Origin of the sequence: Bacillus cereus group sp. MYBK227-1, assembly GCF_051916325.1 — a bacterium.
Taxonomy (GTDB): domain Bacteria; phylum Bacillota; class Bacilli; order Bacillales; family Bacillaceae_G; genus Bacillus_A; species Bacillus_A cereus.
Genome location: NZ_JBQAGK010000001.1, coordinates 361,345 through 386,745, shown reverse-complemented (window position 1 = coordinate 386,745; position 25,401 = coordinate 361,345). Strand labels below are relative to the sequence as shown.

Here is a 25,401-nt window from a genome sequence, read left to right as displayed (position 1 = left end):
CAATTAACTTTGCTATAATTAAAATGTAAATCCAATATATGGAGGGCCACTATGGAGGAAAAAGAGATCCAACCATCGATTCAAATGAAAAATAGTAGCGTCATTATCGTGAAAAACTCAGCTAGTATTATATTCGGTTTATTTTTCATTCTGCTATTCTTTGCTAAACCGTTTCGTAAATCAAAATGTCCAGAATGTAAAAAACGTGAGAAGAAAAAATCAGGACAAGAACAATAAAAGGCCTTCCTTTATGGAATGCCTTTTTACATTTGTAGTATCATTTTATTTATTCTTCTCCCTAAAAAACAACTATATTTTCTCCCAAGGTTCCCTACATCTTTTTTGATTTGTAATATGGTCCTTATATAAAACATGAGAAAGAGTATTGGTACTTGTTACCCGCTTTTAATTTTTATTAAACACTTCAAATTTGTACATCTTTATCCATCACTAACAATTCGTTAATTAGTTAACTTTGTAATATAAGTTTTGTATATAATGTCATTCAAAAACACAATATATATAAGTAGCTATTTATAATTACATTGCTTTTTATCGAATTCCAAAAAGGAGCTGTATACTATGGACAAAGAAAATCTCTTAAGCCAGCAGGTTAATAGCATCCCCTCAGATGCCCTGAATACCCCTAGCAAGGAACAAGAACAACTGTTAGAAACATCATCTCAAAACGTACAAAATTCCAACAACAACACTAACAAAAAAGATGTTACTCAAGGTCTATCTGGAAAAGATTTCCCCATTTCAACAGAGAATACAAATTTATAGTTATTTACTATCATACGCAGTAAATGCCCTTGCTGAACTAATTCTTCTACAAAAACTAATACGCATTCCAGATAATTTTTCACCAGTTGTAACATAGAAAAAGAGATTTAGATATAAAACAAGACTCTGAAAAAACTTTCTCCACAACAAAAAAGGATGGCATTAGCCATCCTTTTTTCTATCATCAACTATAAAATTATAGTTTGATTACGTTTTTAGCTTGAGGTCCACGGTTACCTTCTTCGATTTCGAAGCTAACTTTTTGGCCTTCTTCTAAAGATTTGAAACCTTCAGTTTCGATTGCAGAGAAGTGTACGAATACGTCGTTTTCGCCTGGAACTTCGATGAAACCGAAGCCTTTTTCGTTGTTAAACCATTTTACTTGTCCTGTTACTGCCATGATTATTTCCTCCTAAGAAAATACAAATTTTTAATTTTTTAGTCTTCCTGTCTAAAAAAAGAATCCACACATTATCAAATACGAAACATAAACTAGTTCTCACATACTTTTTCTCGTTCGTTTCCAGCACTTGATAACATATGGATTGCTTAATTTAACTATTCAACTGACATCATCATAGCACATTAAAATAAAATGTACAATCTTTTTCGAAAATAGAATTTCTAATTTTTAGTATTTCTTATAAAATATAATTATCTCTATTCTAAATAAGGAGGAGTTTATGACCAATAAAATTCCTAGAAAAACATTAAAAAGAATTGAAGAGGATATTGAAAATAATAATCTTGGAAAAGCAAGGGATAGATTGCATGGCCTCATCTTTACATACCCAAATGAATTACATCTTCGAAAACAACTCGGAGATATTTATTATACATTACAATATCCAGAAATGGCTGGACGTTACTGGTATCTAGAGGAGCATAAAGTGAAACTTTAATCAGTGGGGGTTTTGTTCATTCCCCACTGATTATTAGTTGAACCAATCGGGCTTTTACGGGCAGTTGATCCCTCACCTAACTTTTTCGCTTTCGCTAAATTTTGAGGTGGGGGTCTTACTGCCCGTTAATGCGGGATAAAACAGACATTATGCATGAATCATGTTTATTATTTGAAAAATCAATGGGAAATAGTCCTCATCATATTGCACGTGCTTTAAAGTTTAAAGGCGATTCTAACCATATAAAAGGTTTGTATAAAGATCAACCTTTATCTTCAGTGCAGAAGAAAGTAGCAGAGGAGTTAATTTATGAGTATAAAGAAACATGGCAAGATAAGCTAGTTCCTTTTTGCTGTCTAGCATTGCTTGCTTCCCTTCTCTTTTCTGCCGTTGTTGGTTTATTTACTATTTGGAATTGGATTTTTTAATCACAGGGGGAATTTTCACATGTCAAACTACGCTAAAGAAGAAAGGCTAACAGGGGGAAACGTCTCAAGCGTATATCGTTCTGAAAATACTGTTCGGCGAGAGTTAAAGCCAGGAAATGAAAAGATTCATAAGTTATTGCAACATTTAGAAAACAAAGGATTTCATTATGCTCCAAAGTTTTTAGGTGTAGATGAAAAGGATAGAGAGATTTTATCCTTTATTGAAGGAGAAGCTGGCAATTATCCTTTAAAAGAATATATGCGATCTAATAATGTATTAAAAGAAATAGCAAAGATACTCCGCCTTTACCATGATGCTGTAAGTGATTTTCTGTTATTAGATGATTGGAAACCGATGGATCACACTCCAAATAACATTGAGGTTTTATGTCACAATGATTTTGCCATATATAACATTATTTTTAATAATGAGAAGCCAGTAGGGATTATTGATTTCGATGTTGCTGCTCCTGGTCCAAGACTATGGGATATCGCTTATACACTCTATACTTGTGTGCCTTTAAGTAGAGTGTATTATACAGAATCCGGTGAAGCCGTTCATTATGAATCATCGCAACATGCAGATCGCATTAAAGAGAGAATGAATTTGTTCGTTCAGTCCTATGATAAAAATATGGATGAAGATTACTTAGGAATGGTGTTGCTTCGATTAGAAGGATTATGTACATATATGAAACGAAAAGCGCAAGAAGGCGACTTGAATTTCCAAAGAATGATTGATGAAGGACATCTAGAGCATTATGAGAAAGATATGAAGTTTATTCGTGATCATAGGGCTGAGTGGAGTTGATTTAGTAATAAAGAAAAGGAAGTATCGTTTTTTGCCGACAACTCACTCTCTCTTTTCGAATCGTTTAGAAAATAACAAGGGGCACCCTTCAAAAAGGTGCCCTTCCTTTTATTTCGTAAACTGTGCTTCTTCTGTAGATCCTTTTAACGCTGTCGTTGATGAAGTTCCGCCTGTAATCACTTGTGCTACTTCATCAAAGTAACCTGTTCCTACTTCGCGTTGATGACGTGTTGCAGAGTAGCCATGTTTTTCAGCTGCGAATTCTGCTTGTTGTAGTTCAGAGTATGCTGCCATGCCGCGCTCTTTATAGCCACGTGCTAGTTCAAACATACCGTAATTTAATGAATGGAATCCAGCAAGTGTTACGAATTGGAACTTGTAACCATAAGATGCGATTTCCTTTTGGAAGCTTGCAATTGTTTTTTCATCTAGTTTTTGTTTCCAGTTGAATGAAGGTGAGCAGTTATATGCAAGTAGCTTTCCTGGATGCTCCTTATGAATTGCGTCCGCAAATCGTTTTGCATCTTCTAAATTTGGTTCCGACGTTTCACACCAAACGAGGTCTGCATACGGTGCATACGCTAAACCGCGCGCAATTGCTTGATCAAGACCTGCATTTGTACGGTAAAATCCTTCTGGTGTTCTTTCTCCTGTAATAAATGCTTTATCAACAGGATCGATATCGCTCGTAATTAAATCAGCTGCATCCGCATCTGTTCTTGCAACGATAATTGTCGGCACTCCCATTACATCTGCTGCAAGACGTGCAGAAATTAAATTGCGTACTGCTGTTTGCGTTGGTAGTAGTACTTTTCCGCCTAAATGGCCACATTTTTTCTCTGAAGATAATTGATCTTCAAAATGCACACCTGATGCACCTGCTTCAATCATACCTTTCATCAGTTCGAATACGTTTAATTGTCCGCCAAATCCAGCTTCTGCATCTGCTACAATCGGTACGAAATAGTCTGTATCATCACTTCCTTCCATATGCTGAATTTGATCCGCACGTTGAAGCGTTTGATTAATTCGTTTTACTACAGCAGGTACGCTGTTCGCTGGATATAAACTTTGGTCTGGATACATATGCCCAGAAAGGTTTGCATCTGCTGCTACTTGCCAACCACTTAAGTAAATCGCTTTTAACCCAGCTTTTACTTGTTGCATCGCTTGGTTTCCTGTTAATGCGCCAAGTGCGTTAATATAGTCTTCTGTATGAAGCGATGTCCAAAGCTTCTCAGCACCGCGACGCGCTAACGTATGTTCAATATCAATTGACCCGCGCAGGCGAATTACATCTTCTGCCGAATATGGACGTGTGATCCCTTTCCAACGCTCATCTAATTCCCAGCTTTCTTGTAACTTCTCGATTCTTTCATTTTTCATTTGTTCCATCCCCTTTTCATTTTTTATAAAATTTCATAACCCGGTAATGTTAAAAATGGTACGAATTCATCATTTCGAACGAGATTTGTAAACAACGTTGTCGCCTCTTGGAATCTCCCTTTCTTAAAGGCTTCCTTACCAATCTCTCTTTCTATTTTTGCTAATTCTTCTTCTTTTAGCTCTTCCATTAATTCAAGCGTAATATTACGACCATCATTTAGTTTTCCACCTTCATGACGAATCCATTGCCATACTTGTGCTCTTGAAATTTCAGCTGTTGCCGCATCTTCCATTAAATTATAAATGGGTGCTGCTCCCCGTCCGCTTAACCAAGATGCAATATATTGAATACCTACGCTAATATTCATGCGAAGGCCCTCTTCTGTAATCGTTCCCACCGGTACCTCTAGTAAATCGTTTTCTGTTACACATATTTCTTCACGTTTTCTAAAAATTTGATTTGGTGTTTTCATAATGTGATTAAACACTTCCATTGCAACCGGTACAAGTCCAGGGTGGGCGACCCAAGTCCCGTCATGACCGTCTAAAGCTTCGCGTTCCTTATCAGCACGCACTTTTTCAAAAGCTGCTTCATTTGCTTCTGGATTATTTTTAATCGGAATTTGTGCCGCCATTCCTCCAATTGCTGGTGCATTACGGCGGTGGCATGTTTGAATTACTTTCAAAGAATACGAACGCATAAATGGCGCCGTCATCGTGACTTGTGCTCTATCTGGTAGTAAGAATTTATTATGATTACGGAAACTCTTTAAAAAGCTAAAAATATAATCCCATCTTCCGCAATTTAAGCCAGCAGAATGATCTTTTAGCTCATATAAAATTTCATCCATTTCAAACGAAGCGTGAATCGTTTCTAGTAACACAGTTGCTTTAATCGTTCCGTTTGGAATGCCGATATATTTTTGAGCAAATACGAATACATCATTCCATAATCTCGCTTCTAAATAACTTTCCATTTTCGGTAAGTAAAAGTATGGGCCGCTCCCTTTTGCTAAAAGAGCTTTCGCATTATGGAAAAAATACAAGCCGAAATCTACTAAACTACCCGACATATTTTTCCCATCAACTTGCATATGCTTTTCCTCTAAATGCCATCCTCTTGGACGTACAATGAGTATAGCTGTTTTCTCATTTAATCTATATTCTTTCCCTTTATCATTTTCATGTGAAATCGTTCCCTTTACTGCATCTCGTAAATTGATTTGCCCTTCAACTGCGTTTTCCCAAGTTGGTGCATTCGAATCTTCAAAATCCGCCATAAAAAGATGCGCTCCTGAATTTAAAGCGTTAATGACCATCTTTCTATCTACCGGTCCAGTAATCTCTACGCGGCGATCCTCTAAGTCTTTTGGCAGCTTGGCAATTGTCCAATCCGCTTCACGTATGTGTTTTGTTTCTTCTAGAAACTTTGGAAACTCCCCTGCATCAATTCTCTTTTGTTTTTCTACACGTTTTTGTAAAAGTTCTATGCGGCGCTCATTAAAATTCTCATGTAGTTCCTTCAAAAAACTAAGCACCTCAGGTGTCAATATTTCGTTGTACGCTGGTAACATTTCTCCAACGAGTGTAACCCGTGAAGTTTGCGTCGACATATTAGCATCCCCTTCTTAAACTGTTTTATAACAGATTTGATTTCATGTTTTATATTATATAACAAATCTTCAGAAAAGGAAGTTTTTTTTGAAAATTCATTTCATTTTTTTTCAAAACGCCATTCTTTCGCGCTTTATTTCATACAAAAAAGGCCGCTGTTATACAACAACGACCTTTTTGTATTATTTTTAAATTTCACTTTGACTAGTTAAACTTTATTACTGCCCTTGTTCCATATCATGCAATATTGCTCTATGTAAAAACTGTGCGTATTGTTCTCTCGTTACCTTCATAGACGGACCGAATTTACCTTCTCCGATTCCCATTGTAATACCATTTGTTTGTACTGCACTAATTGCATTCGTTGCCCATGAATTTGCTGAAACATCATTAAAGTTATGAGATCCCTTTGCCTGTAAGTCAAAAGCATTCGTAAGAACTTGTGCCATTTCCGCACGCGTTAACGTCGCCTTCGGTCTAAAGTTTCCATTCTCGTCTCCCTGGAAAATTCCCATTTCCGTTAAAGCCAATATCTCCTCGATAAAGCTTGTTGAATTTTCATCAATATCTCCATATGGGTTTTCATATTCATCTTGTTCTTCCATATCAAACACACGGTAAATTAAAGCTGCAACTTGCTCACGTGTTACATTATCCCCAAAACCGAATATTCCATCGCCATATCCCAAAATAATTTCTTGTTCCGCTAATTCATGAATTGCCTCATATGCCCAATGTCCTTTTGGTACATCTTTAAATACAATTGTATTTGTTTTTTGCAACGGTGCACTTTCCGCTTTTACACTGTTACTCTCTGCTGAGAATAACACCCCACCCATAATTGTTAATGCTGTAGCTGTTTTTAATAATTTTTTGCTCATCAAATTATCTCCCCAATATGTATATGTTTTTTTAAAAATATACAGAATAAATGGTATAGTGACAATATATTTTTCGACACATTTCGTGACGGTTTTGTGAATCATATTACACATCATGTCTTTTTCATCGGGTTGATTATAAAGCTTGTGTATAACCATAAAAATACATAAATTCGAATAATAATTCTTTTTAAACAAACAAAAAAGCACAAATATTTCTATTTGTGCTTTCATATTTCACTCTACTTCCAATCCTCTTTCAAATGATAATTAATAATCGCATTATTAATAAACTGAGCATATTGTTCTCTAGGTACAGGGCGATTTAATTCATACATGTCATTCCCAGTTCCTCTCACAACATTATTAGATTGTAACGCACTAATTGCATCTTCTGCCCAGTGGCCTTTTGGAATATCTTTAAATGTATGTTTTTGTTTCGTTTCAAAATGAAATGCTCGTTTTAAAATGACAGCCATTTCCGCTCTAGAGATTGGTGCTTTCGGCCTAAAATCCCCTTGGCCATCCCCTGAAAAAACACCACGTTTTGTTAACGCCAAAATTTCCTTTTTAAAAGTTGTTGTACTATCAGAAACATCTTTATATGGATTCGCTACTGGCCCTTCTTCTTTTATCTCAAGTGTTCTGTAAATAGTCCCAGCTACTTGTTCACGTGTTATAAGATCGCCAACACCATACTTCCCGTTTCCATACCCTAATATAATTTTATGATATGCTAAGTCCATAATAGCATCATATGCCCAAAATCCGTATGGAACATCTTCAAACACAATCATTTGTGGATACTCTTCCGCTTTTACAGGCGTCACATTCGTCCCTGCAAATATACCTCCTGCCATTGTCGCAATCATCATTACACCCAATATTTTTTTCTTCATTGTCCTCTCTCCCTATTTCATTCAAATAAAATGAACTTCATTGTTTCAGGAGTATTATTTTTTGGTGAATGTAAGATAAAATGTAAATCTTCTAGAAGAAATATTTCCACTACCTTTCTGCTTTATACTCCCTTCTTTCTTTTTCAAAAAGGAAGTTGTCACATCTAAGGTGTTATATACTAAAACATTCTACAATCTCTTTATAAACTCCTTTTCACTTTACAACTTCCCTTTATTGGCACCTAAAGGAGATAGGCTACTATATTCATGGTTTATATTTCAGGGGTAGCATTTTTCGCTGAATTTTGAGGTGGGGGTCTTACTGCCCAGCAAATAACGAGATAAAAAAATCATCCTTTTTTCTTAAAAGAGGATGATTTTTTATCTTTATTAACACTCAAATATGCTACTACTTTTGAAGAGTAAATTGGGCAACTATTTGTTTTAGTTTTCCTGCTGCGTTATGCATATGTTCAATTGAAATCGAAATCTCTTGAACAGATTTTTCTTGCTGTTGAATAGACTCTTTTACCCTATCAGTTCGGTCAGATGATCTTTGGGAAATTTGAGCCATGTCTTCTGCAGAAGCCGAGATTTCCTCACTACTCGCTGCAATTTCATCTGTAGACATAGATACCGTTTGAATTTGCTCAGATACTTGCTGTACTTTTTCTGTAATTGTTCCAAATACTTTTTCTGTATGCATTACTACTTGTGTACCTGCCTGTACCTCATTATCTACTTTCCCCATCATATGTACCGTATGGTTCGTTGTTCCCATAACTTGAGTAATAAGATTCTCAATTTGTTTTGCAGAATCACTAGATTGTTCTGCTAATTTCCGCACTTCATCTGCCACAATTGCAAATCCTCTACCACTTTCACCAGCACGTGCAGCCTCAATTGCGGCGTTTAATGCTAATAAGTTAATCTGGGAGGTAATACCTTGCATAACATCAATGATTTTAACAATTTCTTCTGATTGTTCTTTCATAGTCTCTACTTGTTTCACACCGCTATGTACCGAATTTTGAATTGTATCCATCTGTTGAATCATTTGTTTCATTAATTTGTTACCATTCTCTGCATCTAATGCTGATTGAGCAGATAATTCATTTACAGAGGATGATGTATTGACTATACTCTGCATTCCTTGTGTCAACTCTTCCATCGCACCCGCAGTTTGTTCCATTGCTTGCATTTGACTTTCTGCACCATTTGCAACTTCTTCAATATCCATAGTGATTTTCTTCGCTGCACTACTAGATACTTCTGATGCAGATACTACTCCGTCTGCATGTTGAAATAAAAGCTGAATATTATTCTCTACTTCTTGCATATTTGTTCTTAGCCCTGCAATCATCTCGTTAAAATTACTTACTAATACACCTAATTCATCTTTAGCAGTATAATCACCATGTACGGTTAAATCTCCTTCTTTCGCTCTTTCCATCATACGACTAACCGTTTGTAAAGGAGCAACTATAAGCTTGCTAATAATATAACTTACTATACATATAACGATTGTAGTAACTACTACAAGAATGATAAAGGTAATAACGGAACGATCAATCATTTTTTGCGAATCTTTAAATACTTGGTCAGCTAAATTTGAAACATACGATTCTAGATCCACTGCATAACCAGCTAACTCTATTCCCTTCGGTTTTAATTCCTTCTGAAATTCATTTACCATTTGCGGCTCGTTTGTTGCCTTCGCCTTTTCAAATAATTTCTTATATGTATCTTTATAACTTGGTAAAGATTTCTTCATCTTCTGAAACAGTTCATCCTCTTGCTTACTTAAATTAAAACCATCATCATATTCTTTTAATAAAGAATCATATTTTTTAAGATCCTTTTCAATATTATTAATTATTCCCTCTTTATTTGCCACTTCATTTTGTGATGCCGTAATTAACTCTAATAAGTTATATTCTAGTGAATTTTGTGTACGAAGCATTCCTTCTAATAAAATTGCAGAATATTGATAATCATCTACTACAACCTCTGTATCGTGCTTAATCTTATTAATAGAATTAATTGCTACACTACTCATAATTACCATACCTAAAACTGCTAATGAAATAAGCGATAATAATTTATATTTCACTTTTAAATTTTGTAAAAAATACATTTTTCCACCTTTATTCCTTTATATATAGATTTTTAGAATTTCATAGCTTATTATTTACAAAATCGCAATAAAAAGCAATGATAAATATTCCCAATATAAAACTTATATTTCTATAAAAAAAAGTAGCATAATAGCTACTCCTTTTTGCTTTGTTTCTCATATTGTTCAAACGTATGAATTCTTTCAAAAATTGGTGGGTGCGTGTATAAGAAAAATTTCACTAACGCAGGCGGATTTACTTGGCTTAAACTTGTTTTTGATAAATATTGAAAAGTTTTCACACCAGATTTTCCGTCCTTCGTCATATTTAAAGCATATTGATCTGCCGCTCTTTCTTCTATACGTGAAACATAGTTTGTTGCTGGTTGTGCTGCAAAAGAGAGTATAGAAGAAATTAAGAAAAATAAAGGTAAAATGGAGAAACATGCCACTTTTGAAATTTGCAATGTATCTCCCCATTTGCGAATACACATATTTATAATACGACTAATTAAAAACATACCTATAAACGATAGCAATACATAACTTGCAACGCCAAAATATATATGCTTCATAACGTAATGCCCCATTTCATGGGCCATGATAAATAAAATCTCTTTATCTTTTAACTGCTTAAGCGTTGTATCCCACATTACAATACGGGCGTTAGGGCCAATTCCTGTTACGTAAGCATTTAATGCATTCGTTTTTTCTGACATATTTACTTCATATACGTGTTTAGCAGGAATATCCGCTTTGTCTGCTATCGCTAAAATTTTCGTTTCTAATTCTTTATTTTTCAGCGTCGAGAAGTCGTTATAAAGCGGATCAATAACGACAGGCTGTATGAATGTTAAAAAGATTGTAAATGGAACAGAGAGCGCCCATCCTGCGAGCCACCATCTCTTCGGAAATTTACGGATAAGCCATAATAGAACGGTAACTACGATTAACATAGTCGCATAACTTTCCCAAAAACCGATAACATGATCTTTTATCCAGCTTTGTGTACTTTGCGTTGAAATGCCGTAATCAACGGACACTTTCCGGCCAATCCATTGCATCGGTAAGGCAAGCACTGTTGTCAGTAATGATAAATAAAAGAAATAAATCGCAACTTGCAAAACACTTATTTTAGTCGTTTCCTTCGACCATTTCTCAAACTTTCTTGAAATACCTAGCGCAAGTACAAATAATAAAATAATCCATTCAAGAGGCGTCGCTAAAAAGTATAGTAAATTTTTCACGCGCGAATAATCTTGGCTTAGCGTAAGCTCTCTAGCACTCATAAACGTTTCTGGATCTGCACTCGTTCCCTTATACATGTCCGGAATAAGTTCATGATTCCATCCAAATAAATACCAATATATAAGTAACGCAAATCCAACGTACAAAAAAAGCGACCAACCAATAACCTTCCTCACGCTATTCCCTCCTCTATGCTGCCTGTCTATTATTATTGTAAGTTCGTACACGCTAAATTAGAACAAGCTTATTATGTGAATTGCTCTGAATCTTTTTATTTACATAAAAAAACTCTTCTACATAAGAAGAGTTTTACCTATCTTTAAACATTTTCTTCGATTCACAATCCGTAATAAGGATCACACTTTCAAACCAACACGTACCCTACTTGCTTTTTAGATAACATAAAAAGCCTCTTTAAGGAAGTACATCTATTAATAAACTAAAATCTTGTAAAGAGAAAGAACTATATTTCATAATACCCTGTACAGCTAAAAGTAAAACAAGACCGATCACACACATATAGTTAACGCTTTCTTCATTCTTTTTTTCAGTAACGACTCCACCACTTATACATAAAATCCCCAACAAATGGAGCGCTAAATACATGAAAAAATAAGCTTCCTCCCAGCGCAAAATAACATTCACTGTCGTTATTAACACTAGACTAAGTAAAATCAAATAAAAAAACTTATTTGATGATATCGTTTCATTCATATAATTTTATACATCCCTTTCAAATTTCGAATTAATGATGTTTCAAAGCTATAAAGTAAATGATTGTTTTCATACCATAAAACAAAAGGAAAGCCACCATTACTTTCTCGAATACTTTATGAATCCACATATACTTCTCTTCATTCTTTTTGAAGATGCGCTTCATCATTTCTTCTACAATTAGACCAAATATTAGTAAAACCCCGAACACAATAAGAAGAGAAATAATATTTTCTTTTAAATGAGTACTAGAAAATACGTAATACTCTGGAAACACAATCGTATCTACTACAGGTTGAAGCCAATGACAAACGCTTTTATCACACATATCTGTAATAGACGTAGAATCTATAATGTCTTTTAATATTTTTTCAACCGTCTTCTTCATCTTATTTACTCCCGACTACATCTGAAAAGCTCTTTTTCTGCTCTGCATATATAACTGGCACTTCTTTACTCCAATATTTGCGATTAACAAATAAAAAGATAAGTACTAAGTTTAATCCTGTTATAAAAATAATAAGTCCAGGAAAGAATGTCGTATAACTTGAGAAATCGGCAAAACTCATAATTTTTTCTCTACTTATTAGAAAAGACGCACCTATTACAAATGCATTGTTTAACATATGTATTGCAATTGGCATGAGTAAACTTTTCGTACGAATATATACGATTGACAATACGATGCTGAATATGGCTGCACCGAGGAAATCAACATGTAACAACGCAAACAATATTGCTACAACGATGGTCGCTATGCTCGTTCCCCATTTTGTTGCAAAACGTTGAAGTAAAAATCCGCGAAAAACAAATTCCCCGATAATTGGTGCGATGAATACGACCCTAATGACTTGAGATACATATCCCCCAGTACTATCTACAATTGGTTCATGCAGGGCGTTCATAATAAAGTCCGGTGTAATCCATGCAAAACTATACATATACAAAATAAGATACCCGTAACTAAACATGCATAACATAACCGTAATGTATAAAACTTGTACCAAGTTAAATGTTTCATTTTTATTAACAAATAATGAAAATGAAATGTGGTGCTTTCTATACTCATAAGAAATCCATACCATCGGAAGGATATAGAATATAAGGATATTTATAAAAGAAGAATTTTGTATATGAAATATACTTGTTAGCAAATCGCCACTACTTCTCGCTATTAAAATTAATAGTGCAAATACAATTAAAAAATATCTAGCTCGCATCACTTGAAACGGGTTCACACTCATCTCCTCCCCTATGTTACTTTTATCATATCATTTGATTCTTAATTTTTTGCGAAAGAAAACCTTAAAATTTCCTTAAAAATTCCATAAGTTACAAAATGATGATATGATATTCGAGAAAATTAGGAGGGATGTTTATGTACCAAGCAAATATTTTACTCGTTGATGATGAAACAGCAATTTTACAATTACTAACTACCATTCTTGAAAAAGAAGGCTTTTCTCATATTACAACTGCAACATCAGCTGAAATGGCTTTATCTCTAACTAAGCAAAACAATTACGATTTAATTATTTTAGATGTAATGCTTCCTGGACAATCTGGTTTTGATATTTGTCCAATCATTCGCCAACAAACAGATTGTCCAATTTTCTTCCTATCAGCAAAAGCATCTGATTTAGATAAAATATCCGGATTTTCATACGGTGCAGATGATTATATTACGAAACCCTTTAATCCATTAGAAGTAGTAGCACGCATGAAAGCACAGCTTCGGAGACATATGAAACAAACCGTACCACACGAACAAAAATCACACTCGATTTCATTTGGAAGATTTGAAATTGATCAGCACTCTGCAGAACTAACAGTAGATGGGCACATTGTCGAATGCTCCGCTCAACTCTTTCAACTACTACTCTTCTTTTGCGAGAATCCGAACTACGTATTTTCGAAAGAGGAAATATACGAAAAAGTTTGGGGAGCACCTGCCTATAATGGCGATGACAACACTGTTATGGTCCACATTCGAAAACTACGTGAAAAAATTGAACATGATCCAAGTAAACCAGAATATATAAAAACCGTTCGCGGGCTTGGTTATAAGTTCGTTACAAAGTAGGGTGACGATATGAATTTTAATAAACGACTTATTATTCAATTTATCATGCAACACGTTTTTGTTTTAGTTACATTACTTATCGCTGTAGTTGCTGCTTTTACTTATTTAATTTTTCTTCTTACTAGTACTTTATACGAACCTAACATTCCAGATTCTGATAGTTTTACAATTTCAAGATACATCTCTTCAGAAGATGGGCATATTTCGTTACAATCTGAAGTGCAAGATTTAATAAAGGAGAAAAATGATTGGCTCCAAGTTGTAGATGAAAACGGAAAAATCCTCTACCACTTTAATACACCAAATGATGTTCCGAATGCTTATACGAAGACATCTTTAGTCGCATATATACAACATCATATCGAAAGTAATTATAAATTTACATATTGGGAAATTGAATTAGAAGAAAAGAAAGTACTTGTTATTTATGGTGGTATGTTAAAAAGCAATGCGTTACTGACAGCAATTCAAAAGGATCACTCCTCTTTAACGATGGATTCGTTCACATTAACAGATCAAGAAAAACAGTTACTGTCTAAAGAAAAAGCAGCACTTCAAATATTTAATCAAAATGGCGAAGAGGTTTTTGCCTATCCAGCTGGAAAGAAAAAAACATTTTCAGCAATACAAATCGCCCTTAATGAAAAAGAACCGTGGAATCATAAAGAAAATACGTCTAGCTTTTACGATGCAAATAGTGGCAACCTTCTCGTTGTAACTGCAAAAAATGAGCACTACTATCCAGGTGACGAAATTGAAGATGTATTTACTAAGAAGTTTCTCATCGGATGCGGATTAATCCTTCTTATCGTATTTGTTTATTTAGTCATTCTTTCTATTTGGTACGGTAATAAATTCGGGAAACCGTTATTACATGCGATGCGCTGGCTTAAAAATATCGCTGGTGGAAAGTATGAAGAACCTATTAGTAAAAAAGGAAAACCCGTCAGGTTCCGGCGATCTGGTAAAGAAAAATGGTCATTCCGTTTGTTTAGAGATGTAACAAGTTCACTAGAACACCTTTCTATTACACTCAAAAAAAATGATGCGATGAGGCAAGTCCTCCAGCAAACACGAGAAGAATGGATTACCGGTCTAACACACGACTTAAAAACACCACTTAGCTCTATATATGGCTACGCATTATTACTCGAATCGAATCAATATAACTGGACTGATCGTGATATTCAGCAATTTGGTAGTGTTATGAAAGAGAAATCTCAATATATGACGACATTAATTGATGATTTAAGCTTAACGTATCAATTAAAAAATAACAGCCTTCCTGCCCAACACGTAAACGTTGAAATCAATCAGTTCGTTCAAAAAGTATTATTGCAATTTATTAACAATCCAACACTCCAAAATCAAAATATTGAATTCGTACCGAGCTCAAATAAAATTCAATATTTCATTGAAGAAAAATGGTTCCAGCGTATTATCGAAAACTTACTCGTAAATGCTGTAAAACATAATAATGAAACAACTACTGTCATCGTAAAACTATCACAAAACGCTAATTCCTTTACACTCTCCATTTCAGATGATGGAAAAGGAATGGATGAAAAAACGAAAGAACTTCTATTTGAACGATATTACCGCGGAACAAACACAGAAGAAAGCAACATCGGAACTGGACTTGGCCTAGCCATTACAAAACAGCTCGTTCATGCTCATAACGGAACAATTTCCGTTGATAGTGCACTCGGAAAAGGAACGACGATTATTCTTGTATTTCCGTTTCGTTCGTAGGAAAGACGCTATGTGGCGTCTTTTTTCTTTTCTGGGATGATTTTACAGTAATTGAAATTATGTGGATCGTTTTTTTGAGGTGTTTTATCGGTATATGAAATTATATCGGCGCAACTCGAATTATATCAGCGATTTTCTAGATATATCGACTTACCGACAAAAACCGACAATACTAACATGCTTCCCTACTATACAAAGTAAAAATAAAACTATTAACAAATACATTTCTAAACTGTTATACTATAAATAGAAGTATAAACTAACTAAGTTTTGCATAAAATGAAGTAGACGAGGTGCTTCCAACACCCCGTCACTGCAACTAATTACCGCAAGGTGGAAGGTTGCAACTAAAGCTTATTTGCGCTTAGAAGACTTCCCACGCTTCGCAGGCAGACGGGTGGTCTTCTTTTTGCGCTTTTTTGCCGTTAATTTCTTAAATCCAAAAACTATACCTTCTCTAGCTATAGTTTTTGTAATTTCCTACAAAATTTGCAAAAGAAATTCCATACGATTACACCTCCTTTCTTCACAAAATGAAGAAAGGGCATAACCTTCCACCCGCAATATTTAATTGCTATTTTATTTTACCATTTTCATATGTATTACAGATAAAACAATACAAATTTAACAATCCACTTATAAAAAAAGCGAACCATCTCCCAATGATTCGCTCTTACCCTATTATTTTTTCTTCACCGGTATCCAAAGCTCTACTTGTGCAAACTCACTCTTATCTTCGTGGCAACGCTCATCGTACAGTTCAAACTCTGTAACTCCGCAATGTTCATACCCTGAATGCGGAAACCATTCTGAGAATACTGCATTCCAAGTTTGGTGGATAGACGATACCATTTCTTCATGAGGAACTTTCGGCGTTGTAAATACTGCATATGTTGCTGCCGGGAAAGTACGCTTTGCAATTTCATTTGGTACATTTTCAAAGTCTGTAACTTCCATTCCGATAATATAAGTGAAGTCTCCTGTTTCTAAATTAAAATCAGTACATAATCCAAGCTCTACCCATTGGCTCGTATCTTTACGATTCGGAATTGTCGTTCCAAGATCTTTTTGTAAATATTCTTGCCAAAATGCTGGAATGTCTTGATGGTTTTTCCCTTCTTTACTTGTCGTCTTCAGTTCATAACCCGCCACTAAAAATTCTGGTTTATTTACAATACGATATTCCATTTGTATGCCTCCTAAATACGGATTTAATTTTCTTTGCTTTACATTCACTCTGTAATACATCGGTGTTTCGATTTCTTGTTTTCGATATTCACTCGGTGTCATTTGAAATAATTTTTTAAAGGCTCTCGTGAACGTTTCGTGAGATTGAAAGCCATGTTCAAACGCGATATCAATAACTTTTTCATCCGTATGAGAAAGTTGATAAGCTGCCCGGGCTAACCTCCTCTTTCGAACATACTCCATTACCGTATCACCTACTAACGCCTGAAATACACGATGAAAATGAGACTCAGAAAAACCCGCAACCCGCGCTAAATTACGCAGCGTTTGTTTTTCCATTACATCTTCCTCAATATAATCAATTGACCTTTGAATTTGTGTTTCATAGCTTTCCATCTCTGTTCACCCGCCTTATATGTATTATGATAAAAGAGAACGCAATCCAATTCTTGACGTTTTTTACTATAATTCCATAAAAAATTGTAACTTTTTTATATGTATTTCGTTGTTATATATGAAGGGAGGGAAATGTAGTGAAACGCAAACAATCATTAGAAGAAATTTACTCAGAGCATATGCAAGATTTATTTCGCTATCTTCTCTCCCTAACCGGAGATTCCCACTATGCGGAAGATCTCATGCAAGAAACATTTTACCGAATGCTCGTCCATATTGACTATTATAAAGGAGAAGAAATTAGGCCGTGGTTATTTACAATTGCCTACAATGCCTTTATCGATTGGTATCGAAAAGAAAAAAAGTATAAAACAACTACAGTGGAAGAATTCCATTTACCAAACGTGCCAAGTACAGAACATGAATATTTCGTAAAACATGAGATTGCTAGTTGGTTAGACAGTTTATACGCTCTTCCGCTCGAAAGACGAAATTTCCTACTACTACGAGATTACTATGGATTCTCCTATAAGGAAATAGCAGAAATGACTGGTCTCTCATTAGCGAAAGTGAAAATTGAATTACACAGGGGACGGAAAGACACGAAAAGCATAAAGGAGTGATACGGATGGGTTGTACAGAATTTAAAAAACTATGGAAGAAGTATGAAAATGGAACGCTCACGCATGATGAACAAGAACTGTTAGAAAGTCATATTGAGTCATGTGAAGAGTGTGAAGCTTACTTAGATGAGCTGTTAACAAAAACAGAACCAATTAAGAAAAAGTTACCTCCAAAAAATCTTAAAATTCCTTTTTGGAGAATTAAGTGGAAACATCGTTTACAAACGTTTGGTTTTATATTATCAATTTGCATCGTTATCTATATAATCGGCGGGGTATTATCAGCCTTTTATTTTCAAGCTAATAATGATAAAAGGCTAGAAGAAATTAGAGAGGTTCCTTCGCTTGCACTTGAAGCAACGATCCCAAATAGCCGTGTTATGGGAGGCGGAACAAGTGTAGAAGCTTTTTTCCGTACGAATAGCCAATTTGATTTAGTACGAACCGTCGGTAAAAAAGAAATGCCCCTCGGTACAATAGAAACAAAAAGCTTCTTATCATCTGTAGATGTTACGAAGCGAACTTGGATGAATCCGTTCTATCAACCAAAACTCTTCTTTGTTCATCCAAAAACAGAGCAGGGTGATTATTTAAAGGATTCATCAAAAAAAGTATGGGATACACTTGCAAAAGTACATGATGGAACCGTTGCAGAAGTAGCAATTTCTTTTGATAAAGCTTACACTTTAAAAGAATTAGAACCGCTTTTATATAGCACATTCGAGGCACAAGAACTCCCTCCAACTCCTTTATGGTACGCTTTAGATACAGGACAAGAAAGAAAAAATGTAGATGACTATATCCTACATGGCGGAGAAGCTATAGGGTTTCCAGAACATGTAAGATTCCTCGATAATGAAACTGACGGGCAGAAAACGCAAGAAGACAAAGTAACCGAAATGATGCGCGTCCTTTCTATCCATAAAAAAACGGTAAGCAAAATAGCAGCGCTTTCTGAGAAAGAACTAAACTTAGATAAACGTTATGAATATGTAAAAGAGAATGGCGTAAAAGTATACGGCATTGTCATTACTGGCCCGTCGAAAGAGTTATTAAAATTACAAAACTCCCCGCACGTACGTTATGCGACTCTTGGAGATATTGAGATTTGGAATTGGTTTGATCATTAATAAAAAAGAAGTAGCGCTCTAAAAACGATGCGCTACTTCTTTTTTAATTCGAAATCACTTTCACATACATCCCTCTCACCGCTTTTTCATAAGCAATATCACTCATCTGTCTTATGTTTTCTGACACAACAGATGCTGGAATAACTTCACCTTCACGAAGTAACGGAGGATCAATAAGACGGACTTTATTTTTCTGATACAAATCGTAATCGTCTCTATCTTCTTTTACTTTTACATTGGGATGAACTTTTCTTAATAAAGCATGGACTTCTGAATCATTACATTGCTGCAATTTCGAAATAAGCTCCTCATCTTCAAGAAGGAAATCATCTGCATGAATAACCTTTTTATGAAGAGCTAACTTTAACGTTTTCACTAACATATCATTTCCGTAAATATTCATTGGTTTCATAAAGAAATCGATTACTTCTTTGTAATACGTTTCTGTAAACCACTCTGCCATTTCGATACTTTGAAGGACCATTTTCCCCTCTACTGCGATAATATCCTCTAAAAATCTATGAACCTCTTCTAAAGAAATATATCCGTATGTATACATATCTCGTAACGTATAATCCACTCGATCTGCACATAATTCGGGCGCTGACCTTTCCAGTAATGTCCACTTCGAATCATCTAATAAAATATCTTCATAGTTATAACCATGCTTCGCAAGGATCGCTGGAATTTCTGAGTTTTTCACAACAGAACTAAATATCTCTTCATGATAACTTTCATCTTCATTATCAAAAACGTAATCAATCACGTGGGAAAAGGCAGTATGCGATACGTCATGCAGTAAACTAGCGATCTGTTCTTCTACTGAACCACCTAGTTTTTTAACTAATAACATAACACCAACTGAATGATCAAAGCGCGTTACATTCCATTTCTCGTTCACTAAGTAACTTGCGCCATTTTGATGAATTCCCTTTAGTCTTTGCATAGACTTACTTGAAATTAATTCTTCTACTACTTGATCCACTTCAAATTCTCCGTATAGTACATCTGATATGATCACTTACAATCCCCCTTTATTTTAATCGAGTCTTATAATCGTATCTCTTTTATGAAATTAGCACCAACATAAATATTTATTTTTATTTGTTTTTATTAAAAAAAATAGAGAGCCATCAACTCTCTATTTCATAACCCCTATTCAAACGTAACTTCTACCTGCACAATCTCCGACCTACTACCAAGTCTAAGCGGGGGTCCCCAAAATCCAAATCCAGAAGAAACAATTGCGTGGAACGCACCTTTTTGTGCGTATCCCCAGTCTAGCTCGTACATTCTTCTCGTTACAATATGATTGGGCGCCATTTGTCCGCGGTGCGTATGACCGGATAATAATAAATCTACACCTGCCGCTGCTGCTTGTTTCAATTCAAATGGCTGGTGATCCATTGCGATAACAGGCATCGATTTATCTACCGTACTCATTAATTGTTCAAAGCTTTGGCGATCTCGCTCTGTTTTATCTCTTCTTCCAATGAGATAAAAGTCATCTTCAATTGTAATTACTTCATCTAAAAGAATACGAATATCAATCTTATCCATCTCTTGTAAAAACTCTGGAACTGCTCTGCCGTAATATTCATGGTTTCCTAAAACGCCATATACGCCTAATGGAGCTTTCATTTGTTTCATGATTGGTCCCATATTCTTTTGAATGAACACACCTGGATGATCATCGATAATATCACCTGGCAGTAAAATAATATCAGGTTCCATCTCATTTACATGACGAACAAGTCTTTTTAAATGCGAAACGCCAGACAGTTTACCGAAATGCATATCAGAAGCCATCGCAATGCGTAAACTTTTACGCCCCTCTACCTTTTTCGGTATGTGCACCTCGTACTTTCTTACTACCGGACTATACGCATTAAATACTCCATACGCAAAGATAAAGATAAATGCAACTATCACAGCCGCCCCTGTCCAAATAATTGCCGCTTCTTTCTCTACTGAAAACTGTAAAAGAAAGACCATAATATCAGCTAATGGCAACAACATAAGCGCATATTGTATGACCGCAAACCAAATCGAACCTATCGTTCGCAGAAATGGCAGAAACTTAAACACTTGCACGAGAATGTACGCATATGAAATAAATGCGACTATGAAAGCATAATATCCCCAAGATTCCCAGCCAAATACCGCATGAAGCCAAACCCATCCGTTCCAGCCGATGTAAAACATAAGTAGTGTGTATATAATTAATATGGTAAATATATTGAGATAACGAAGATTCTTCACAGCCAGCCTCCTTATTGATTTCTTTTATTATAACTTGTTATGCACTTATAACGTAAATATTAAGCGCTTCGCTCATCATAGTAAAAACCTATAGTTGTTAGACTTGTATCTAACAACTATAGGCACCATTTATATCAACATTGTTTTTACAAATGCTCTTTATAAAAACTTGTTAATTTTTTAACTGCAATTCTTACTGGTTCTGGTTGGTCGTATAAATCGTAATGACTCGCACCTTCCACAACAAATAAATCCTTTTTCTCTGAAGCTGCTTTCTCATAAAGCTCATGACCATCTTTATAAGAACCAAATGCACCTTGCTTACTGCCGACAATAATTTGCAGCGGCTGCGTTAATAACGTATCTGCTAAATGGAACGCATCAAAACCAATTACCGATCCCATACTCGTAAAGTTTAACTTATTTGGCGAGTTCACACTTTGACCTCGCGGCGTTGTGTAATACTCAACTGCTTCTACAATATCTATATCCGTCATACCTGCTGCCGCTAACTCTTCCTGATTTTTAGGAATCCAATTTGTAATCATTTTCTCTGCTCCGCGTGCTTCAGCAGTACGTTGTTTACCAATTGCCTCTAACACACCAATCGGGTTAGACTCACGATTTAAACGACCGATATTTGCACCAACAACTGTACCAACCGCTTTAATGCGGCGCTCTGTCATCGCAGCATTTACCGCATAACCACCGCCTGCACAAACCCCTAAGACACCGATACGTTCTTCATCTATATAAGGAAGAGTAGTTAAATAATCGACTGCTGAGCGAATATCCTCACCTCGCACAGCTGGCTCTTCAATATATCTCGGTGTACCTTCACTTTCACCTTGATATGACGCATCAAACGCAAGCGTGACATATCCTTGTTCCGCTAACTTCTCGGCATACAATCCTGCTGTCTGATCTTTACAGCTACTACCTGGATGCACACAAACAATCGCTGGATTTTGTTTCTTTTCCTCAGCACCTTCGGAAATGTTCAAAATACCTGCAACTTGTAAACCTCTTGCATAAAATCTTATATTTTCCTTCGTAACTGCCATATATAAAACCACCCTTATCTTATTATTAATTTTACACTTGTGAGAATTATTACTCATGTGTATATTTATAATAAAATGAGTAGAACCTTGTTTCAATGACCACATTTACACATTTGGGTGATAATACACACATAAAGAAATATGTGTATCAACAACGGAGGAACACAATATGGAGAAAATCGATAGAAGAATTATAAAATCACAAAACGCCATTCAATCGGCATTTATAGAAATGTTAATTACAGATGGATTTGATGAAATTACAGTTAAAAACATTACTGAAAAAGCAAACATCGGAAGAAAAACGTTTTACTTACACTATCTAGATAAGTACAATTTATTAGATAAAATTGTGGACGACCATTTAGACCAATTAAAAGAAATATGCTACGAGAAGCAAAACAAAGAATTTATAGAAGGAACAATCATATGGTTTGAATACTTCAAAGAACACAAACCATTTTTTGCGGCACTATTTAGAAGTAACAGCACCTTATCATTTCAAAAAAAATTACTAACTTTCATCATGGGTGAAATAGAGAAAAAATTAAATACAGACACATCAGTAAATAAAAACATCGATAAACATATCGTCTTAAAATTTTTAGGAACAGCTGTAATGGGCATTTTAGAGTCTTACGTGTTGGATGAAATTGATAGTGATGTTGCGTTTATTGCGACGCAAGTTGGAGAGTTGATTAGGAGGAATATATGAAATGAAACTTTAATCAGTGGGGATTTATTCATCCCCCCACCTAACTTCTTTGCTTTCGCTGCATTTTGAGGTGGGGGTCATACTACCCAGCAAATAGGGGGATAAAATAAAACCGCATCAATTTCCTTAATAAGGATTGATAAAATGCTATTATCTCTATCCTTCAAAACTCATCTATGCAATTATGCATAACCATCCATTCCGTTTTATTTTCATGTTACGATATAAATGTAATACGACATATATCGACAAAGATAAAAGGAAGTGATTGTATGAAACGTTCTAAAACATATTTAAAATGTTTAGCATTATCCGCTGTTTTTGCTAGTAGCGCTTTAACTCTTTCAACACCTGCTGCTTACGCTCAAACGACGTCACAAGTTGTAACAGATATCGGGCAAAATGCAAAAACACATACGAGCTATAATACATTTAATAATGATCAAACTGATAATATGACAATGTCTTTAAAGGTAACTTTTATCGATGACCCAAGCGCTGATAAACAGATTGCCGTTATTAATACAACTGGTAGTTTTCTAAAAGCAAATCCTACTATAAGTGATGCACCTATTGATAACTACCTAATCCCTGGCGCTAGTGCAACATTACGTTATCCTTCACAATATGATGTTGCATTTAACCTTCAAGATAACAGCGCTCGTTTCTTTAACGTAGCACCTACAAATGCTGTAGAAGAAACGACTGTAACATCTAGCGTATCTTATCAACTTGGTGGCTCTGTTAAAGCTTCTGTAACGCCTAATGGCCCTAGCGGTGAAGCTGGTGCAACTGGTCAAGTCACTTGGTCTGACTCTGTAAGCTATAAACAAACTAGTTATAAAACAAATTTAATTGACCAAACAAACAAAAACGTAAAGTGGAACGTATTCTTTAACGGATATAACAATCAAAACTGGGGTATTTACACACGTGACTCCTATCATTCTTTATATGGAAACCAACTTTTCATGTACTCTCGCACATACCTATATGAATCTGATGCAAAAGGTAATTTAATACCGATGGATCAACTTCCAGCATTAACAAATAGCGGTTTCTCTCCTGGTATGATTGCTGTTGTTATCTCTGAAAAAAATACAGATCAATCTAACTTACAAGTCGCTTATACAAAACACGCCGATGATTACCAACTTCGTCCAGGCTTCACATTCGGAACTGCAAACTGGGTTGGAAACAACGTAAAAGACGTTGATCAAAAAACATTTAATAAATTGTTCACACTAGATTGGAAGAATAAAAAATTGGTAGAGAAAAAATAAAGAAAACCGAACCGCCACTTAGATGACGGTTCGGTTTTTATTTAAATCACAAAATCCTCCGGAATAAACACTTTCACTTCTTTCGGCTGTACGTATACGAAATCACCCGCTTGAATGCTGAGATGCTTGAACTGTTCTTTACTTATTTCTGCTTCTAAGTACTCATCTGTTCCATCTCGTTTTAATTCTACATATACGACAGGTCCAACTGCGTGAGAGTATGATACTTTGGCCGGGATTGCATCTACGCTTTGTTTCGTACGAGAGATTGATAAGTCATGCGGCCTTACGTAGGCTATTCCGTCTACGTTGGAAACGTGCTTATGCTCTGGTGCTTCTAGTTCGACCAACCCTACATTTAGCTTTCCTTTATGAACGCGGCCGTGAAATAAATTTACATTTCCTAAAAAGTCATATACAAACGGACTTGCTGGGTTTTCATATACTTCTTCCGGTGTTCCCATTTGTTCAATGCAGCCTTCATTCATTACAACGATGCGGTCTGCAACGTCTAATGCTTCCTCCTGATCATGCGTTACGAATACGCTCGTAATTTGAAATTCGTCATGTAATTTCCGGAGCCATCTTCGTAATTCTTTTCTCACTTTTGCATCAAGTGCACCGAACGGTTCATCGAGTAATAAAATTTTCGGTTCGACTGCAAGTGCCCGGGCTAGTGCAATACGTTGACGTTGTCCACCAGATAATTGCGCTGGATAACGTTTAGCAAAGCCGTCCATTTTTACGAGCTTTAATAATTCTATTACTTTTTCTTCTATCGCTTCTGCTGACGGTCTTAAGCTTTTCTTTCTTACTTTTAAACCGAAAGCGACATTCTCAAATACATTCATATGTTTAAAGAGCGCATAGTGCTGAAAGACGAAACCGACTTGCCTGTTTTTCACGTGAATGTCTGTTAAATCTTCTCCATCAAATGAAACAGAGCCTCCATCCGCTTCTTCTAATCCTGCAATAATGCGTAATAACGTCGTTTTCCCAGAACCTGACGGGCCTAATAAGGCAACAAGTTCACCTTTTGGAATATCCAAATGAATGTCTGTTAGTGCTTGAAATGTACCATATTGCTTTGATACACCTTGAATTTGAATACTCACCGTAA

At 35.5% G+C, this 25,401-nt stretch carries 24 protein-coding genes and 3 pseudogenes; 11 read left to right on the top strand and 16 right to left on the bottom strand.

All coding sequences use genetic code 11. The features are described 5' to 3' along the window. Positions 1-51 precede the first annotated feature (51 nt). Positions 52-237 (top strand): hypothetical protein, encoded by a 186-nt coding sequence (locus ACTFRM_RS02155; RefSeq protein ID WP_000391373.1) that lies wholly within the window; start codon positions 52-54, stop codon positions 235-237. Between the two features lie 345 nt (positions 238-582). Then, a complete protein-coding gene (locus ACTFRM_RS02150) occupies positions 583-786 on the top strand; it encodes a hypothetical protein (protein ID WP_000356916.1) in 204 nt (67 codons plus the stop codon). 196 nt (positions 787-982) lie between these two features. Here the strand turns inward: ACTFRM_RS02150 and cspA are convergent, their stop codons facing one another. Beyond that, a complete protein-coding gene (gene cspA / locus ACTFRM_RS02145) occupies positions 983-1,186 on the bottom strand; it encodes an RNA chaperone/antiterminator CspA (RefSeq protein WP_000301522.1) in 204 nt (67 codons plus the stop codon). Between the two features lie 283 nt (positions 1,187-1,469). Here cspA and ACTFRM_RS02140 point away from each other — a divergent pair. The 3 genes and pseudogenes from ACTFRM_RS02140 to ACTFRM_RS02130 all read left to right on the top strand — a co-directional run. Then, positions 1,470-1,673 (top strand): annotated as a pseudogene (locus ACTFRM_RS02140) (DUF6584 family protein); the annotation flags it as partial. A 152-nt stretch (positions 1,674-1,825) separates the two neighbouring features. Further along, positions 1,826-2,116 (top strand): annotated as a pseudogene (locus ACTFRM_RS02135) (DUF6584 family protein); the annotation flags it as partial. 19 nt (positions 2,117-2,135) lie between these two features. After that, a complete protein-coding gene (locus ACTFRM_RS02130) occupies positions 2,136-2,927 on the top strand; it encodes a phosphotransferase (protein WP_086692708.1) in 792 nt (263 codons plus the stop codon). A 108-nt stretch (positions 2,928-3,035) separates the two neighbouring features. On the opposite strand, the gene aceA is transcribed toward ACTFRM_RS02130, so the two are convergent. The 10 genes and pseudogenes from aceA to ACTFRM_RS02080 all read right to left on the bottom strand — a co-directional run bounded on the left by aceA (position 3,036) and on the right by ACTFRM_RS02080 (position 13,023). Next, complete coding sequence (gene aceA / locus ACTFRM_RS02125; RefSeq protein WP_000787346.1) at positions 3,036-4,313, bottom strand: isocitrate lyase; 1,278 nt, start codon at positions 4,311-4,313, stop codon at positions 3,036-3,038. 23 nt (positions 4,314-4,336) lie between these two features. Then, entirely contained in the window at positions 4,337-5,926 is a 1,590-nt protein-coding gene (aceB, locus tag ACTFRM_RS02120; RefSeq protein WP_000107334.1) for a malate synthase A, read from the bottom strand. A 219-nt stretch (positions 5,927-6,145) separates the two neighbouring features. Beyond that, entirely contained in the window at positions 6,146-6,913 is a 768-nt protein-coding gene (locus ACTFRM_RS02115; RefSeq protein ID WP_113304420.1) for an S-layer homology domain-containing protein, read from the bottom strand. 137 nt (positions 6,914-7,050) lie between these two features. After that, complete coding sequence (locus ACTFRM_RS02110; RefSeq protein ID WP_000727101.1) at positions 7,051-7,707, bottom strand: S-layer homology domain-containing protein; 657 nt, start codon at positions 7,705-7,707, stop codon at positions 7,051-7,053. Between the two features lie 409 nt (positions 7,708-8,116). Next, complete coding sequence (locus ACTFRM_RS02105; RefSeq protein WP_406566137.1) at positions 8,117-8,908, bottom strand: methyl-accepting chemotaxis protein; 792 nt, start codon at positions 8,906-8,908, stop codon at positions 8,117-8,119. 156 nt (positions 8,909-9,064) lie between these two features. Continuing rightward, positions 9,065-9,844: pseudogene (locus ACTFRM_RS02100) on the bottom strand (MCP four helix bundle domain-containing protein); the annotation flags it as partial. A gap of 134 nt (positions 9,845-9,978) precedes the next feature. Then, the gene (locus tag ACTFRM_RS02095) at positions 9,979-11,247 is read right to left on the bottom strand and encodes a M48 family metallopeptidase (RefSeq protein WP_001233311.1); all 1,269 of its coding nucleotides are present in this window, start codon (positions 11,245-11,247) and stop codon (positions 9,979-9,981) included. A gap of 238 nt (positions 11,248-11,485) precedes the next feature. After that, on the bottom strand, positions 11,486-11,785 hold the full coding sequence (locus ACTFRM_RS02090) for a DUF2101 family protein (RefSeq protein ID WP_001006050.1): 300 nt from the start codon (positions 11,783-11,785) through the stop codon (positions 11,486-11,488). Positions 11,786-11,816: 31 nt separating this feature from the next. Next, positions 11,817-12,173 carry a hypothetical protein gene (locus tag ACTFRM_RS02085; protein ID WP_000754338.1) on the bottom strand — a complete coding sequence of 119 codons (357 nt, stop codon included), beginning with the start codon at positions 12,171-12,173 and terminating at the stop codon, positions 11,817-11,819. A 1-nt stretch (position 12,174) separates the two neighbouring features. After that, the gene (locus ACTFRM_RS02080; protein WP_001067988.1) at positions 12,175-13,023 is read right to left on the bottom strand and encodes a CPBP family intramembrane glutamic endopeptidase; all 849 of its coding nucleotides are present in this window, start codon (positions 13,021-13,023) and stop codon (positions 12,175-12,177) included. A gap of 140 nt (positions 13,024-13,163) precedes the next feature. Here ACTFRM_RS02080 and ACTFRM_RS02075 point away from each other — a divergent pair, with 140 nt between their 5' ends. Both ACTFRM_RS02075 and ACTFRM_RS02070 read left to right on the top strand, forming a co-directional pair. Beyond that, positions 13,164-13,868, top strand: a complete 705-nt coding sequence (locus ACTFRM_RS02075) for a response regulator transcription factor (protein WP_000283871.1) — start codon at positions 13,164-13,166, stop codon at positions 13,866-13,868. Between the two features lie 9 nt (positions 13,869-13,877). Next, on the top strand, positions 13,878-15,620 hold the full coding sequence (locus ACTFRM_RS02070) for a sensor histidine kinase (protein WP_001010450.1): 1,743 nt from the start codon (positions 13,878-13,880) through the stop codon (positions 15,618-15,620). A gap of 681 nt (positions 15,621-16,301) precedes the next feature. Here the strand turns inward: ACTFRM_RS02070 and ACTFRM_RS02065 are convergent. After that, a complete protein-coding gene (locus ACTFRM_RS02065) occupies positions 16,302-17,204 on the bottom strand; it encodes an AraC family transcriptional regulator (protein WP_000446855.1) in 903 nt (300 codons plus the stop codon). 137 nt (positions 17,205-17,341) lie between these two features. Here ACTFRM_RS02065 and ACTFRM_RS02060 point away from each other — a divergent pair, with 137 nt between their 5' ends. Further along, positions 17,342-17,827, top strand: a complete 486-nt coding sequence (locus ACTFRM_RS02060; RefSeq protein WP_000824007.1) for an RNA polymerase sigma factor — start codon at positions 17,342-17,344, stop codon at positions 17,825-17,827. A gap of 5 nt (positions 17,828-17,832) precedes the next feature. Then, on the top strand, positions 17,833-18,957 hold the full coding sequence (locus ACTFRM_RS02055; RefSeq protein WP_000501943.1) for an anti-sigma factor: 1,125 nt from the start codon (positions 17,833-17,835) through the stop codon (positions 18,955-18,957). A gap of 43 nt (positions 18,958-19,000) precedes the next feature. Here the strand turns inward: ACTFRM_RS02055 and ACTFRM_RS02050 are convergent, their stop codons facing one another. The 3 genes from ACTFRM_RS02050 to ACTFRM_RS02040 all read right to left on the bottom strand — a co-directional run bounded on the left by ACTFRM_RS02050 (position 19,001) and on the right by ACTFRM_RS02040 (position 22,283). Next, a complete protein-coding gene (locus tag ACTFRM_RS02050; RefSeq protein WP_000587076.1) occupies positions 19,001-19,978 on the bottom strand; it encodes an HD domain-containing protein in 978 nt (325 codons plus the stop codon). 134 nt (positions 19,979-20,112) lie between these two features. Continuing rightward, complete coding sequence (locus ACTFRM_RS02045; RefSeq protein WP_000793729.1) at positions 20,113-21,219, bottom strand: metallophosphoesterase; 1,107 nt, start codon at positions 21,217-21,219, stop codon at positions 20,113-20,115. Between the two features lie 146 nt (positions 21,220-21,365). Next, positions 21,366-22,283: an alpha/beta hydrolase gene (locus tag ACTFRM_RS02040; protein WP_000301537.1), complete on the bottom strand. Its 918-nt coding sequence runs from the start codon at positions 22,281-22,283 to the stop codon at positions 21,366-21,368. Positions 22,284-22,452: 169 nt separating this feature from the next. Between ACTFRM_RS02040 and ACTFRM_RS02035 the strand changes: the two genes are divergently transcribed. Continuing rightward, a complete protein-coding gene (locus ACTFRM_RS02035) occupies positions 22,453-22,998 on the top strand; it encodes a TetR/AcrR family transcriptional regulator (protein WP_000410997.1) in 546 nt (181 codons plus the stop codon). Positions 22,999-23,270: 272 nt separating this feature from the next. Continuing rightward, positions 23,271-24,281 (top strand): beta-channel forming cytolysin CytK2, encoded by a 1,011-nt coding sequence (gene cytK2, locus ACTFRM_RS02030; protein ID WP_000830618.1) that lies wholly within the window; start codon positions 23,271-23,273, stop codon positions 24,279-24,281. Between the two features lie 41 nt (positions 24,282-24,322). Here cytK2 and ACTFRM_RS02025 read toward each other — a convergent pair whose 3' ends face one another. Then, positions 24,323-25,396, bottom strand: a complete 1,074-nt coding sequence (locus ACTFRM_RS02025) for a sulfate/molybdate ABC transporter ATP-binding protein (RefSeq protein WP_000027099.1) — start codon at positions 25,394-25,396, stop codon at positions 24,323-24,325. Positions 25,397-25,401 lie beyond the last annotated feature (5 nt).